The sequence below is a fragment of the Photobacterium leiognathi genome, from assembly GCF_030685535.1.
In the GTDB taxonomy this organism is placed as follows: Bacteria; Pseudomonadota; Gammaproteobacteria; order Enterobacterales; family Vibrionaceae; genus Photobacterium; species Photobacterium leiognathi.
Map to the genome: position 1 here is coordinate 2,192,553 of NZ_CP131601.1, position 15,136 is coordinate 2,207,688.

General features: G+C 40.7%; 12 protein-coding genes. 7 read left to right on the forward strand and 5 right to left on the reverse strand.

All coding sequences use genetic code 11. The annotated features are described in order from the left end of the window. Positions 1 to 2 precede the first annotated feature (2 nt). Positions 3 to 692 (forward strand): arginyltransferase, encoded by a 690-nt coding sequence (locus Q7674_RS17100; RefSeq protein ID WP_045062756.1) that lies wholly within the window; start codon positions 3 to 5, stop codon positions 690 to 692. A 200-nt stretch (positions 693 to 892) separates the two neighbouring features. Further along, complete coding sequence (gene infA, locus Q7674_RS17105) at positions 893 to 1,111, forward strand: translation initiation factor IF-1 (RefSeq protein WP_005368778.1); 219 nt, start codon at positions 893 to 895, stop codon at positions 1,109 to 1,111. 140 nt (positions 1,112 to 1,251) lie between these two features. Here the strand turns inward: infA and clpA are convergent, their stop codons facing one another. Further along, positions 1,252 to 3,519 (reverse strand): ATP-dependent Clp protease ATP-binding subunit ClpA, encoded by a 2,268-nt coding sequence (gene clpA, locus Q7674_RS17110; RefSeq protein ID WP_305422929.1) that lies wholly within the window; start codon positions 3,517 to 3,519, stop codon positions 1,252 to 1,254. 47 nt (positions 3,520 to 3,566) lie between these two features. Next, positions 3,567 to 3,887, reverse strand: a complete 321-nt coding sequence (clpS, locus tag Q7674_RS17115; protein ID WP_008987523.1) for an ATP-dependent Clp protease adapter ClpS — start codon at positions 3,885 to 3,887, stop codon at positions 3,567 to 3,569. A 224-nt stretch (positions 3,888 to 4,111) separates the two neighbouring features. On the opposite strand from clpS, the gene cspD reads away from it, so the two are divergent. After that, positions 4,112 to 4,333: a cold shock domain-containing protein CspD gene (cspD, locus tag Q7674_RS17120; protein ID WP_305422931.1), complete on the forward strand. Its 222-nt coding sequence runs from the start codon at positions 4,112 to 4,114 to the stop codon at positions 4,331 to 4,333. 482 nt (positions 4,334 to 4,815) lie between these two features. Here cspD and icd read toward each other — a convergent pair whose 3' ends face one another. Continuing rightward, positions 4,816 to 6,069, reverse strand: a complete 1,254-nt coding sequence (gene icd / locus Q7674_RS17125) for an NADP-dependent isocitrate dehydrogenase (protein WP_305422933.1) — start codon at positions 6,067 to 6,069, stop codon at positions 4,816 to 4,818. A gap of 141 nt (positions 6,070 to 6,210) precedes the next feature. Between icd and rluE the strand changes: the two genes are divergently transcribed. The 4 genes from rluE (at position 6,211) to purB (ending at position 10,430) form a co-directional block, all read left to right on the forward strand. Then, complete coding sequence (gene rluE, locus Q7674_RS17130) at positions 6,211 to 6,861, forward strand: 23S rRNA pseudouridine(2457) synthase RluE (protein WP_023931677.1); 651 nt, start codon at positions 6,211 to 6,213, stop codon at positions 6,859 to 6,861. 361 nt (positions 6,862 to 7,222) lie between these two features. Then, positions 7,223 to 8,338 (forward strand): tRNA 2-thiouridine(34) synthase MnmA, encoded by a 1,116-nt coding sequence (mnmA, locus tag Q7674_RS17135; protein ID WP_008987527.1) that lies wholly within the window; start codon positions 7,223 to 7,225, stop codon positions 8,336 to 8,338. A gap of 11 nt (positions 8,339 to 8,349) precedes the next feature. Further along, positions 8,350 to 8,967 carry a high frequency lysogenization protein HflD gene (gene hflD, locus Q7674_RS17140; protein ID WP_023931675.1) on the forward strand — a complete coding sequence of 206 codons (618 nt, stop codon included), beginning with the start codon at positions 8,350 to 8,352 and terminating at the stop codon, positions 8,965 to 8,967. 95 nt (positions 8,968 to 9,062) lie between these two features. Continuing rightward, positions 9,063 to 10,430: an adenylosuccinate lyase gene (gene purB / locus Q7674_RS17145; RefSeq protein ID WP_008987529.1), complete on the forward strand. Its 1,368-nt coding sequence runs from the start codon at positions 9,063 to 9,065 to the stop codon at positions 10,428 to 10,430. Between the two features lie 74 nt (positions 10,431 to 10,504). On the opposite strand, the gene Q7674_RS17150 is transcribed toward purB, so the two are convergent. Continuing rightward, entirely contained in the window at positions 10,505 to 11,005 is a 501-nt protein-coding gene (locus Q7674_RS17150) for an OmpA family protein (protein ID WP_023931672.1), read from the reverse strand. Further along, positions 11,005 to 14,544: a putative outer membrane beta-barrel protein gene (locus Q7674_RS17155; RefSeq protein ID WP_045062753.1), complete on the reverse strand. Its 3,540-nt coding sequence runs from the start codon at positions 14,542 to 14,544 to the stop codon at positions 11,005 to 11,007. Before Q7674_RS17155 ends, Q7674_RS17150 begins: the two co-directional genes overlap by 1 nt. Between the last annotated feature and the right edge of the window lie 592 nt (positions 14,545 to 15,136).

Consider the following 15,136-nt stretch of genomic DNA (forward strand, 5'->3'; position numbering starts at 1 on the left):
TAATGAATCAGTTATCTTTACAAGTTGGCTTAACACCTGAATATGAATGCAGTTACTTACCTGATGAAAAAGAGCAATTAGGTGTTGTGATAGATCCTCAATGGCTATCGCCAGAAGGCTATAAAGTACTAATTGCGTCAGGCTATCGTCGGAGTGGTCGCGCTATTTACAAACCTATGTGTAATGCATGCTCAGCATGTACCCCATTACGTATTGATTGTCCGACATTCGTTCCTTCACGTAGCCAGAAAAGACAATTAGCACAAATGCGTAAATTGCACTGGGAATTTAAGGCAGAGCTCGATGATAATTGGTTTGAATTATACGAAAAGTATATCCGTATTCGTCACTCTACAGGCTCCATGTACCCTGCCAATAAAGAACAGTTTTTTGATTTTGTTACAGCCCCTTGGATGGCAACAGCTTTCTTGCATGTTTATGAAAATGAAAAACTTATTGCCATTGCGGTGACCGACGTATTTGCTGACGCACTGAGCGCTGTTTATAGTTTTTTTGAACCAGAGCACCCATTATCACTTGGCACTTTATGTGTGTTATTCCAAATTGAATTTTGCCGACAATCAAACCGACAGTGGCTCTATCCGGGATATCAAATAGATGCTTGTAAAGCGATGAACTACAAAACGCGTTTTGCTCCTCACCAAAAGCTCATAGGTGGTATTTGGCAATAGTTTGCTTAAATCTAAAGCAATGAAAAAACAAACAAGACAGCTTGATGTTAATTTAACTAGAAAATGCGTATTAATCGCGAACAAAAGCTGACAAAGACAACTGGCAAGGGTAAAATTACGTCCTAAACTTTACACTTAAACAGTTTCGAGGCATTATCCAGCCCGATCAAGATGAATGGCTGGTAGCCTAAGAGGATTCAATGGCAAAAGAAGACGTAATTGAAATGGCAGGTACTGTACTAGATACACTACCTAATACAATGTTCCGTGTTGAGCTGGAAAACGGTCACGTAGTTACTGCTCACATCTCTGGTAAGATGCGTAAAAACTACATCCGTATCCTTACTGGTGACAAAGTAACTGTGGAACTGACTCCTTACGATCTAACTAAAGGTCGCATCGTCTTCCGCGCACGTTAATTTTCATTCAAGATTAACGATGCAATGAAACCCAGCCACATGCTGGGTTTTATTTTATCTATTGAAAAGCGGTTCGTTAGATAAAAAACGCCGAAGTGTTGTTAGCACTTCGGCGTTATTGTTTTAGTTATTCAGTTTGATTAATGGGCTGGTTCCATTTCACTGCTGAATTGGAAGTCAAGTTCACCATTAACAAAGTCAACACGAACCGAGCCACCGTTAACCAAGCAACCAAATAGCAATTCATTCGCTAAAGGTTTCTTCAAGTTATCCTGGATGACACGTGCCATTGGTCGTGCACCCATTGATTTATCGTAACCTTTTTCTGCCATCCAATCACGAGCACGATCTGATACTTCCATTGAAACACCACGTGCATCAAGTTGAGCTTGCAGTTCTACAATGAACTTATCAACCACCTGACCAATCACATCTTTCTCAAGATGGTTGAACCAAATAATGTTATCAAGACGGTTTCTAAACTCAGGTGTAAATACACGCTTAATTTCAGTCATCGCATCATGGCTATGATCTTGTTGGATAAGACCAATCGACTTACGCACAGTTTCCGTTACACCTGCGTTCGTTGTCATGACGAAAATCACGTTACGGAAATCCGCTTTACGACCGTTATTATCCGTTAGCGTACCGTTATCCATTACCTGTAGTAGCAGGTTAAATACATCTGGATGCGCTTTTTCAATCTCATCAAGTAGTACCACTGAATGCGGATGCTTGATCACAGCGTCTGTTAACAGACCACCTTGATCGTATCCCACATAACCTGGTGGCGCACCAATCAAACGGCTTACTGTGTGACGCTCCATATACTCAGACATATCAAAGCGTAATAGCTCAATGCCTAATGTACGCGCAAGCTGCACAGTCACTTCTGTTTTACCTACCCCTGTTGGGCCTGCAAACAAGAATGAACCCACAGGTTTGTTTTCAGCACCAAGACCTGCACGACTTAACTTGATAGTTTCTGTCAGTACATCAATGGCATCATTTTGACCGAATACCAGCATTTTAAGCTTATCATCAAGGCTCTGTAATACATCACGATCGCTCGATGAAATCGATTTCTCAGGAATTCGTGCCATCTTCGCAATCATGGCTTCGATATCACTGACGTTCACTGTTTTCTTACGGCGGTTAGCGGGTGCTAAACGGCAACGTGCGCCCGCTTCATCAATAACGTCAATCGCTTTATCAGGTAGATGACGCTCATTAATGTATTTAGCTGAAAGCTCTACAGCTGCACGAATCGCTTTATTGGTGAAACGTACTTCATGGTGAGCTTCATATTTCGGCTTCAAACCCATCAAGATCTTAGTGGTGTCATCGAGTGATGGCTCAATCACATCAATTTTTTGGAAGCGACGTGATAGTGCACGCTCTTTCTCAAAGATATTGCTGTACTCTTGATAAGTCGTCGAGCCCATACAACGTAATTTACCGCTACTTAGTAGAGGTTTAATTAAGTTGGCAGCATCAACTTGACCACCGGAAGCCGCACCTGCACCTATAATGGTGTGAATTTCATCAATGAACAGTACTGCATGATCTTCTTTTTCTAACTGCTTCAAAATGCCTTTGAAACGCTTTTCGAAATCCCCGCGATATTTAGTGCGAGCTAATAGCGAACCAATATCCAGTGAGTAAATCACACAATCTTTAATGATATCTGGTACTTGACCTTCAACGATACGCCAAGCTAAACCTTCAGCAATCGCTGTTTTACCCACCCCAGCTTCACCAACTAATAATGGGTTGTTCTTACGGCGGCGACATAACACCTGAACGGTACGCTCAAGCTCTTTATCGCGACCAATAAGTGGATCAATACCACCTGATTTCGCTAGTTGGTTAAGATTCGTCGCAAAGTTCTCTAGTTTATCTTCAGAACTAGCTTCTGCACGTTGATCTTCGCCATTCCCCATATCTGAAGAATTAACATCATCATTATCGCTGTCTTTAACAGTACCGTGAGAGATAAAATTAACCACATCAAGGCGGCTAATATCACTTTTCTTCAATAGATATGCAGCGTGGGATTCTTGCTCGCTAAAAATCGCGACAAGTACGTTGGCACCAGTAACTTCACTACGGCCTGATGATTGAACATGGAATACTGCACGCTGTAAAACACGTTGGAAACTTAGTGTTGGCTGTGTTTCACGGCTTTCATCATCAGCGGGAATTAATGGCGTTGTTTGTTCGATGAATGAATCTAGTTCTCGACGCAATTGGTCTAAATCAGCGCGACACGCTAATAGAGCCTCTTGGGCCGCAACATTCTCTAACAGAGCTAACAGTAAATGTTCAACTGTCATAAACTCATGGCGCTTTTCACGCGCACGGGCAAATGCACCGTTTAGACTCGCTTCAAGTTCTTTATTTAGCATAAGGCACCTCCCCTAAAAACCACTCAATATGGCGTGCCGGAAAAAGATTATGCTTTTTCCATTGTACACAGCAGCGGATGTTCATGCTCGCGTGCGTACATCATGACTTGAGCTACTTTTGTCTCTGCTACTTCTGCTGTAAAGGTTCCGCATACTGCCTTACCTTCATAATGAACAGCGAGCATTAACTGAGCAGCTTTCTCCAGATCCATGGAGAAGAACGTTTGTAACACATCTATCACAAAATCCATCGGCGTGTAATCATCATTATTTAAGATCACCTTGTACATCGATGGTGGCTTAACCTGAATCTCTTCCTCTTCTAAAATATCGGAGTCAGGGCTAATCCATTCGTATAACTTACTCATAGTTTCATCTTAGTTCATTAGTTCACAAGCTGGCTATAGCTACGCCAACAAAAAAGATTTTATCAAAATGTTACAAAGAACACTTGACTGACTTGCTCTTTTTACTAAAGTGTTACCTGTAGTAGATATAATCTGCATCAAAGCGCATTAGTATGCAAATAATCAAATGTATTGGTATACAGCTAATGCCAAATGGAACTTGAATGCAAGAGGGATGTAAAAGCATGGCAACAGGTACAGTGAAATGGTTCAATAACGCCAAAGGATTTGGTTTCATCTGCCCTGAGGATGGTGAAGGTGATATCTTCGCCCATTACTCTACAATCCAGATGGAAGGATACAGAACACTTAAGGCTGGTCAACAAGTTAACTACGAAGTTCAAGTAGGTCCTAAAGGTTACCATGCTAGTGAAATAGTCCTCGCTGATGGCGATGAAGCAAAGTAACCTTGTATCTCCCATTTTGTGCGTACTAAAGGTGAGTTCAGCTCGCCTTTCATTTATCTTGCAAACTTATACTTATTTTTTCTCAATATGGCATAGCTGGCTAAACCATAATAACAAAGCACTAACTTGTCTACGCCCTTATCTTCAATTACCACGCAAAATCATACCTAAACAGCATTACCCAACGTATTTAATTACAGCAAACAAACTTACAAAGAGCGATTATTTTGAATAAATAGTGAATAATCAAAAAAGTGATAAAACAACCTTTATTTAAAACATTTTATTAACATATCACTTAACATGTTTTCATCATATGCCAAATAATCAGCGTTGAAAACAGCTTACTCACTGTCATGTAGCACCTTTGAGATCTTAAGCACGAACCATTCAACTAAATGCTTAACAAACATACAGTTTGTGATTTTTAAATACAAAAAAGCCCAGCATTGCTGGGCTTTAGTATTCACATAATCAATAGATTACATTTGTTCAATCATGTCATCAGCAAACTCAGAGCACTTACGTAGTGTTGCGCCATCCATTAGACGCTCAAAATCATAAGTTACAGTCTTATTGCGAATTGCTGCTTCCATTGAGCTGATAATTAGATCTGCAGCTTCTGTCCAACCTAGGTGGCGAAGCATCATCTCAGCAGAAAGAATTAGGGAGCCTGGGTTCACTTTATCTTGGTAAGCATACTTAGGTGCCGTACCGTGCGTTGCTTCAAACAGCGCAATACCGTCACCGATGTTTGCACCCGGTGCGATACCGATACCACCAACCTGTGCCGCTAGTGCATCAGATACGTAGTCACCGTTAAGGTTCATGGTTGCAATTACGTCGTACTCTGCTGGACGAAGTAGGATCTGCTGTAGGAATGCATCAGCGATACAATCTTTAATGACGATCTCTTTACCCGTATTTGGATTCTTCAATGTCATCCATGGGCCGCCATCAAGCAGTTCAGCACCGAACTCTTGTAGCGCAACTTCGTAACCCCAATCTTTAAATGCACCTTCGGTAAACTTCATGATGTTACCTTTGTGCACTAATGTTAGTGAGTCACGATCGTTATCAATCGTGTATTGAAGCGCTGCACGAACTAAACGCTTAGTACCTTCTTCAGATACAGGCTTGATACCTACACCACACTGTTGTGGGAAACGGATTTTTGTTGCACCCATTTCTTCTTGTAGGAACTTAATCACTTTATCGGCTTCTGCTGTACCCGCTTGGAACTCTACACCTGCGTAAATATCTTCTGAGTTTTCACGGTAAATAACCATGTCAGTCAGTTCAGGTTGCTTAAGTGGGCTTGGTACACCCTCAAAATAACGCACTGGGCGTGCACATACGTAGAGATCAAGCTCTTGACGAAGTGCTACGTTTAGTGAGCGGATACCACCACCAACAGGGGTAGTTAGAGGACCTTTAATTGCAACTTTGTATTCACGGATAAAATCTAGTGTTTCTTGTGGAAGCCACGCATCTTCACCGTATACTTGAGTCGATTTTTCACCAGTGTAGATTTCCATCCATTCAATCTTACGATCACCAGCGTATGCTTTGTTAACAGCTGCATCGACAACTTTGATCATTGCAGGGCTAACATCAACACCAATACCATCACCTTCAATGTAAGGAATGATTGGGGTGTTAGGGACGACCAATTTGCCATCAGAATCTAGGGTAATTTTCTGACCTGCAACTGGTACAACTACTTTACTATCCATTTTAATCTCCTAGCGTCCATTTGTTATCTTTTTGTAAGATGCGAGCAAATCATACTTGAAATTTTATCAACACGCCAATTGTGATATTTTCAAGTATAATAGGACGGTCTATATTACAAATCTCTATTACGGCCAGTATTTATGAAGCCAAACACCACGGTTCGTCAACCAAAACGTGCCAATAATGAGCGCAGGGCATCAAGAAAATTAAATAAACCGAAGCGAGCTCGCGGTCCACAAAAGATCATTTTATTTAACAAACCCTTTAACACTCTCACGCAATTTTCGGGCGAACCCGGTGACAGCACCCTTGCAGATTTCATCCCTGTAAAAGATGTTTACCCAGCTGGACGCTTAGATAAAGATAGCGAAGGCTTGTTGGTTCTAACCAATGATGGCGTTTTACAAGCTAGGTTAACCCAACCTAAATCCAAACAAGCAAAAGTGTATTGGGTACAAGTGGAAGGCGCACCAACAGAAGCTGATTTACAGGCACTGCGTGATGGCGTGGAATTAAAAGATGGTATGACGCTGCCAGCTGGCGTAGAAGTTATCGAATCACCACAGATTTGGGATCGCAACCCGCCAATTCGTGAGCGTAAAAACATTCCAACAACTTGGCTTGCGATTACTTTAAAAGAAGGCCGTAATCGCCAAGTTCGTCGTATGACAGCGCATATTGGTTTTCCAACACTACGCTTAATTCGTTATAAAATGGCGCACTGGACGGTTGATGATTTAGCTCCTGGAGAATGGCGCGAAGTTACCCTTTCAGCAACTACCCCAGCCTAACTCTACTTTTGATCTGTGTGTTTCTTTCATAAAAAGGAACACACAAATTATTGTTCAAAATGTAAAACACTCTTTCCTACTAAAAAAACTACACATTCATCACTATATCCATTATCATCCAAACAAATAGCAAACGTTTGCGTTAGGTTTAAAACTGAACCTACAACCTCTATTTTATTAGCGTTTTTTATTGTTAGTTATTGTATTAACAATAATTTTTAAGGTTGTTTTAGTTTGATACTTAGCACATAAAGCTATGTCACTTATTTATTGAAGTGTGATTCTGCTCTCGATCTGTTTCAGCTCAATGCTTTCTGTTAGAATTACGCTCTTAACACTAAATTAGCGACTGAAGAGAAATATGTCAGATAACAGCCAAAAGAAAGTCATTGTCGGCATGTCCGGCGGCGTAGATTCATCGGTATCCGCTTACCTACTCCTTCAACAGGGTTATCAAGTTGAAGGCTTATTCATGAAAAACTGGGAAGAAGACGATAACGACGAATACTGCTCTGCTGCAGAAGATCTCGCTGATGCACAAGCTGTATGTGACAAGCTTGGTATTCCTCTGCACACCATCAACTTTGCAGCTGAATACTGGGATAACGTATTTGAATACTTCCTTGCTGAGTATAAAGCAGGCCGTACGCCAAACCCAGACATTCTATGTAACAAGGAAATCAAGTTTAAAGCTTTCCTTGAGTTTGCAGATGAAGTGCTTGAAGCAGATTACATTGCTATGGGTCACTACACACGTCGCAGCTTCCCTACTGCAGAAGGCGAAAAGCCTCAAATGCTACGTGGTGTCGACAACAATAAAGACCAAAGTTACTTCCTATACACATTAAGCCACGAGCAAATTGCACGTAGCCTATTCCCTGTGGGTGAGTTAGAAAAACCTGAAGTTCGCCGCATTGCGGAAGAGCAAGGTTTGATCACGGCGAAGAAGAAAGATTCAACTGGTATTTGTTTCATCGGTGAGCGTAAGTTCACGGAATTTTTAGGCAAATACCTACCAGCGCAGCCAGGTAAAATCGTTACCGCTGACGAAGGTAAAGAAATTGGTGAACACCAAGGTCTGATGTACCACACGCTAGGCCAACGTAAAGGCTTACACATTGGTGGTCAGAAAGGCGGCAACGGTCATGAAGATGCATGGTACGTTGTAGATAAAGACGTTGAAAACAACCTACTGATTGTTGGTCAAGGTAAAGATCATCCTCGTCTTAAATCTAATGGTTTAATTGCAAAGCAGCTTCACTGGGTTGATCGTCAACCAATCCGTGAAACCATGGCTTGTACGGTGAAGACACGTTACCGTCAGCAAGACATTCCTTGCACCATCATTCCTGTGGATGATGAAACCATTAAAGTGATTTTTGATGAGCCTCAAATTGCAGTTACTCCAGGTCAATCCGCGGTATTCTACAACGGTGAAATCTGCCTAGGTGGCGGCATTATCGAAGAGCGAATTTAAGGAGTTTCACCGTGGCTTACACTGTTTATGACCGAACAATCGCCTTTGCTGGTATTTGCCAAGCAGTAAAACTAGTACAGGAAGTTGCCCGCAACGGTAACTGTGATAACGATATTTTAGCCGCAACATTAAATAGTATTGTTGAGACCAATCCTTCTAATACTATTGCTGTATATGGAAATGAAGCCAACTTACGCATGGGCTTAGAATCCATGATCCGTGACATTGATAACAGCTCATCAGGTAGCGAAATTACTCGCTACTTGGTTAGCGTAATGGCACTTGAGCGTAAGTTAGAAAGTCGTCGAGATAGCATGTCACAATTGGGTGATCGTATTGATATGATCAAACGCCAACGTGATCACTTTGAGCTACTTGACGAGCAAATGCTAAGTAATATCGCGAGTGTTTACCTTGATATTATTAGCCCACTTGGCCCTCGCATCCAAGTATCAGGTACTCCTGCACAACTGCAGCAACCCCACGTACAACATAAAGTACGTGCGCTATTGCTAGCTGCGGTACGTGGTGCGGTACTTTGGCGTCAAGTAGGTGGTAAACGTCGCCATTTATTGTTTGGTCGTAAGCAAATGATCGAACAAGCAAAAATCTTGCTTGCTCGTAACTAAAGCGACAGATTGAGATTCATACTGCTTGGCTTGAGTGCACCTCAAGCTAAGCAAACAACTTTGTTTTAACCCTTATAAATCAGGAGAAACCCAATATGGAACTGTCAGCATTGACTGCTGTTTCCCCAGTAGACGGCCGCTACGGAAGTAAAACAAGTGCGCTACGCAGCATCTTCAGTGAATTTGGTCTGCTAAAGTACCGTACTATCGTTGAAATCCGTTGGTTACAAAAATTGGCTGCTACTGACGCTATTGTGGAAGTTCCTGCATTCAGCGCTGAAGCAAACGCATTCTTAGATCGTATTGCGGCTGAGTTTAGTGAAGAAGATGCGCTACGTATTAAAACGATCGAGCGTACAACAAACCACGACGTTAAAGCGGTTGAATACTTCTTAAAAGAAAAAGTAGCTGAAGTGCCAGAGCTTCACGCTGTTAACGAATTCATCCACTTTGCATGTACTTCAGAAGACATCAATAACCTTTCTCACGCGCTTATGCTGACAGAAGCACGTGAAAAAGTAATGCTACCAGAAGTACGTAACGTAATTGATGCGATCAAAGATCTTGCTAATCAATTCCGTGATATCCCAATGCTTACTCGTACACACGGTCAGCCAGCTTCTCCATCAACTATGGGTAAAGAAATGGCGAACGTGGCGTACCGCATGGAACGTCAATACAAGCAAATCGAAAACGTTGAAATTCTTGGTAAGATCAACGGTGCTGTAGGTAACTACAACGCTCACCTTTCTGCTTACCCAGAAATCGATTGGCACCAGTACAGTGAAGAGTTCGTGACCTCTCTAGGCATCACTTGGAACCCTTACACAACACAGATTGAACCACACGATTACATCGCAGAGCTATTCGATGCATTCGCACGTTTCAACACTATCCTTTTAGACTTCGACCGTGACGTTTGGGGCTACATTGCACTAGGTCACTTCAAGCAGAAGACGATTGCAGGTGAAATCGGCTCATCAACAATGCCGCACAAAGTTAACCCAATCGACTTTGAAAACTCTGAAGGTAACCTTGGTCTAGCGAATGCTATCTTCGGTCACCTAGCACAGAAACTGCCTGTTTCTCGCTGGCAGCGCGACCTTACTGACTCAACAGTACTTCGTAACCTAGGTGTAGGTTGTGGTTATGCAATTATTGCTTACACATCAACCCTGAAAGGTATTAGCAAGCTAGAAGTTAACGCTGAAGCACTAGCAGCAGAGCTTGATAAGAACTGGGAAGTACTAGCAGAGCCAGTACAAACAGTGATGCGTCGTTACGGTATCGAGAAGCCATACGAGAAGCTAAAAGAGCTAACTCGTGGTAAGCGTGTTGATGGTGAAGGTATGCGTGTATTCATCGATGGTCTTGAACTACCAGAGCACGAAAAAGCACGTTTAAAAGAGCTAACACCAGCAAACTACATTGGTGATGCTGTTAAGCTAACTGACAAGCTATAATTTCGTTATAAACGAGATCAAAAAAGGCGAGAAGGGTTACCTTTCTCGCCTTTTCTTTATCTCGAATTTATCGATTAGATTTCAGTGAACATCACCAAACCACGACGGTTCAATGCATTGGCTTTTAAGCTGTGCCCTTTCACGATGGGATTCTTCTCGCCGAAATATTTCACTTCAAAATGATAATGACTTTCATCAATTCGCGCTTTTAAATAGCTTTCAATCGCATGTGAACGACGCAGCGATAACGCTTCATTGTAACTATCACTACCTTGATAGTCGGTATGACCTGCAATTAAGATATCACCTGAAAGTAACTGAATTTTAGCAATAAAATCATCTAACTCTTTAATGTCTTGTGGTTTTAAAACCGCTTTATCAAAGTCAAAATGCGAGATCAAAGACAAGTATATCTTCTTATCTTCTGCTATTGCTTTCGGTTTAAGCTCTGCAATTAAAAACTTCTTCACAGTCAGATCATCAAACTTATTGATGTTTTCTTGGCTAACATAAGTATCAGTAGAACAACCCGTAAATAACGCTAATAAACATAATACGAAGAGTGATCTTTTCATTAGAATTTACCCACTAAGTTAATGAATACGCCTTTCGCGTTGTAATCATCGTTATGTACTAAATCATCATCAAATTTAGAAAAGTTATAACCCACACCAATTTTCACATTATCATTAATATGTTTATTCACAGACAATAATGCACCTTGCTCTAAATCATCAGTCACACGATCTTTTTTCCAGTGATACTCACCCGTTACATCCCAGTCTTTCATCACTTTATAGCTGGCACTGACACCTGTTAGGAAGATCTCATTCTTCACTGGCACATCGCTACTGTCTTTGCGTTTATAAAGCTCAGATTTTTTCTTGTAAGCCCCTTTCCAACCAAGATCAACATGAGCATTCACTGAATAAATCGTTTCACCTTCAACAATGTGGCTTTTCTCATTATTGGTATCTTGCTCTTTTGAACGGTCAGTTTGATCGTAATCTTCTAGATAGGTGTAGCGTGTTAAGAAGTTCAAGCGATCATTAAAAATAGGACGATAAGCTAAACCCACACTGCTTTCTGTGTAGCGTTCAACGACTTCGTTTTTGGTTTCATCTTTAGATTTCGAGTAATTAAACTTACCAAACAAGGTGTATTCATCGCTAAGGTGATGAACATAATGGTTAGTGGTAACAAATTGAGTGACTTTGCTATCACCTTTATCGACACGATATTCCACTTTATTCTTTAAGCTGTAATCGTCTTTATCAACCGAGGTATAAACACTGATCCCACTTCGTTCAATATCACCATTATCTATACTTTTTAAGTTACTCTTTTCAAAGGCAATACCTGCGTCAACGTCATCATTAACATCATAATCAAAGCCAAACGAGTTCACTTTACCTTTGCCATTGTTATCATCCACAAACTGATTTTCTTGATAGAACGACAAGGTATCGCTGAGATCTGCTTTCTGACCAAAAACAATATTGTTTTCGTTATCGTAATCTTCTTGGATATAACTCGCGTAAGTAGAGTAGTAATCGTTAACTTGGTAATCCACTTTCGCTTGCAGTGAATCGCCGCGATCACCCGTGGCATATTCACCGGATAGCGTCCAATCATCATTCAGTGCAAACTCTGCCCCAACAGCTACGCTATCGTCCTGATCAAAACTCTGACTAGCATTAACGGTTTTCTGCCCTTTAACGTAAACACTGTTGTCATCGTTAAATTCATAATCGGCACGAACGCCTACCAAATCACCAGAGCTTTGCTGATCGTCATTATTAAGCTCATTAACATGACGACCTGCAGCGGCAATTTTTAGATGATCGGTAATTCGGTATTGACCTTCAACTTCAACACGTTCGATATCAGTAACTGTTTTACCGCTGCTGTCTTGCTCATCTAAATGATCAAATCGAGTAGTTAATTGTGTTCGATCGCCAAACTGCAAACGTAGCTTCGAGCCATAAGCTAACTGTGCCAAGTTATCGTCTTGGCTGGCATAGGAATAACCTAAATCTTTATCACGATACCAAGCTTCAATATCGTTACCGACAGCACCAAAGGTATCAGGCATAAGATCGTACAAACTCGCGACTGCATGTACTTGGATCATATCACCTTGACGTTTTGCGCTTGGATCGGTGTTTTCAATTTTATCGAAGCTTAAACCACCATCTTTTGACAAATAATTACTGTCAGTTTGCTGCCCTTCAGAGTGAGAAAATTCCGCCGTTAAATAGCTCCCTTCAGTGGCTTTTAAGGTTAAGTCAGCCCCTGATAATTGATAATTCTGATTATCTTTTTGCTCTTGAACATAGGTACTACCAAGGGCAATGTTATCAGTAAGCCAACCTTTAACCCGTCCACCTGTTGTCATTTGCTCTAGTGCTTCGCTACCGTTTGGCACATATTCATAATCAACCGATAAATAGTTTTCTAGATCGTTATTGATTGATGAATCTAATACTCCATCACCACCAGATTGTGACTGCTGACTTAATGGTTTATTCAGCACAATACGACCTTGGAACGGGTTAATGGTGTAATCACGACCCGATTGCAAGGTTTTACGGCTTTCCACAACACCTGTTTTACTGTTACGCACAACGAGAGTGACTTTGTCGCTGCCTGGTACTATTTCACCGTGACGAGTACTGTATAAGCTACCACCAGTACCTAAGAATTCATCATGCGAAGAAAGCGTATCGGCTTGTGAAGCAAAAGCGGTAACAGCAAGACGATCATCACCAAATGACGTGGTTTGACGAGTACGATAATCCCCTTTAAAACCATATAAGCTGCGGCTGTAGTCTGCATTTTCAGTACCGGTTAACCCTGTATTGAAATTACCCCACATGGCACTAGATTTGTCATATTGCACATCCAGATAGACTTTACCTTTGGTATTAACGACTTTTTCAATATTGGCTTCATCACCATAGTTGCCGTAATACATTTCGTCGTCATCGTCTAAGATATCAAATACCGTTGTGTCGTCTGCGGCAAACGGATGTTTGAACATATCTTTTAACGCTGATTCTTTGGTATCAACATGGGCAATAACCTGAAGCTTGTCACCAAACTTACCTTGACCGAAATAGGCTAAGCGACCTCGGTTATAAATATCACCTTGGTATTGCTCATCCACGCCTAGCACATCTTTATTACCTGAAACATGGTTTTTACCAAAATACAGATCCACTAAACCTGCTTGAGCATAGTAAGTATCAGGAATACGAACAAATAGCTGGTAATCACGCTCTTTGCCATCGTCATATTTCACTTTCACTGGAAACATGTATGCATCTGTTGGCAAATACTTTTCTACATATAATTTGCCATCTTCCACCGTATATTCATCTTCACCAATGGTGACAGTATCAACGCCTTTTAGCCCTGTACCCATCATTTTCGCCATGCCTGACGACGTGGGAATGTTATGACGCATCAATGTTGCACGGCCATAAGTGCGCTTTTCATTGTTGTCATCATTATCAAGTTTATCGATTTCCACTTGTTTATCAGCATGGACTAAATCGGTAACACCAAGTGTCGATACATCCATGTTGCAATCTTTATCCCAAACCTTGAGTCTAAAGATCAGTTGCTCCCCAGCTTTAAACTGATAGCTCGTTTCAGTTTTTCCGTCCCATTCAATATCAAAATCATTACTCAGTTCATCACCAGTCAGCACTTTTAATGGCTGAGATAAATGGCGATCTTTGCCACGGTATACCGCAAGCTGCCAACGCTTAATGTAATGAGAGTAATTAGTTTGGATATTAAATCGAAGGCTATCTGTCACTTTATTGTGTTCAACTTCAACCTCATCACTGAGATCAATATTAAGCACAGGTGAAAATTTGGTAATGTCCCGGGTAGCCCAGATCGCACCTTCATCTAAATATATGCGGGAGTTATCTTTCTGTGTGTGAATATCGGTTTTAACATCGGTAGATTCTGAGCTAATTAATGTCAGCTCAGAATCGATTGTTGATGACTGTTCTGACGTATTTACAGGTTGAGCTTGAGCAATTAAAGGCAACGCCGTAATGATTAATAGTGTTATTTTACTTAATTTAAATTGTTTCACTTTAACCTCTTTTGGCAACCACGCCTGATATAAAAGAATCAATATTCAGTCGGGTGAATAGCAATTCTTCAGTCTTTACTTCCTTAATTTTGAACACGACATATAGGTGTTATCTGTGAACAAAATGGATACATAATTAATATGTAGACAGGCTAACAATTGCTCTTAAAAGGGTTAACTCATAAACATTGAAATATTTTGATTTTGAATTTCAGAGAAAAAAACACTGTTTACGTCAATTAATATAAAATACAGGGCAAGATAAAATCATCATGAAAAATGAAGAGAAGTAGAATTTAATCACCTCAATATAAAAAAACATAAACAATTAAAATCATATACTTAAAGGTGAGTATCGTATATTTTTATAATGGCAAAGAGTTTTGAATCCAACTTTCAGAACAATATTAAAACTCCAATAGCAGTAATATTTTCACTACCTCTTGTTATTTCCACCTAAAAATCATAGTTATTATTATCTCTTACTGTAATTACAAAAAATGAAAATGACTTAGCTGTACCCATTAAACTATCAAATATCTAACCTCTCATAGATAGGTATTTATACTCGTTAAAGCACATAGTGAAATAC

What these genes read in the sequence shown, in the direction of transcription:
- Q7674_RS17100 (WP_045062756.1), top strand. Translation starts at nt 3, where the DNA reads ATGAATCAGTTATCTTTACAAGTTGGCTTAACACCTGAATATGAATGC.
- infA (WP_005368778.1), top strand. Translation starts at nt 893, where the DNA reads ATGGCAAAAGAAGACGTAATTGAAATGGCAGGTACTGTACTAGATACA.
- clpA (WP_305422929.1), bottom strand. Translation starts at nt 3,519, where the DNA reads ATGCTAAATAAAGAACTTGAAGCGAGTCTAAACGGTGCATTTGCCCGT.
- clpS (WP_008987523.1), bottom strand. Translation starts at nt 3,887, where the DNA reads ATGAGTAAGTTATACGAATGGATTAGCCCTGACTCCGATATTTTAGAA.
- cspD (WP_305422931.1), top strand. Translation starts at nt 4,112, where the DNA reads ATGGCAACAGGTACAGTGAAATGGTTCAATAACGCCAAAGGATTTGGT.
- icd (WP_305422933.1), bottom strand. Translation starts at nt 6,069, where the DNA reads ATGGATAGTAAAGTAGTTGTACCAGTTGCAGGTCAGAAAATTACCCTA.
- rluE (WP_023931677.1), top strand. Translation starts at nt 6,211, where the DNA reads ATGAAGCCAAACACCACGGTTCGTCAACCAAAACGTGCCAATAATGAG.
- mnmA (WP_008987527.1), top strand. Translation starts at nt 7,223, where the DNA reads ATGTCAGATAACAGCCAAAAGAAAGTCATTGTCGGCATGTCCGGCGGC.
- purB (WP_008987529.1), top strand. Translation starts at nt 9,063, where the DNA reads ATGGAACTGTCAGCATTGACTGCTGTTTCCCCAGTAGACGGCCGCTAC.
- Q7674_RS17150 (WP_023931672.1), bottom strand. Translation starts at nt 11,005, where the DNA reads ATGAAAAGATCACTCTTCGTATTATGTTTATTAGCGTTATTTACGGGT.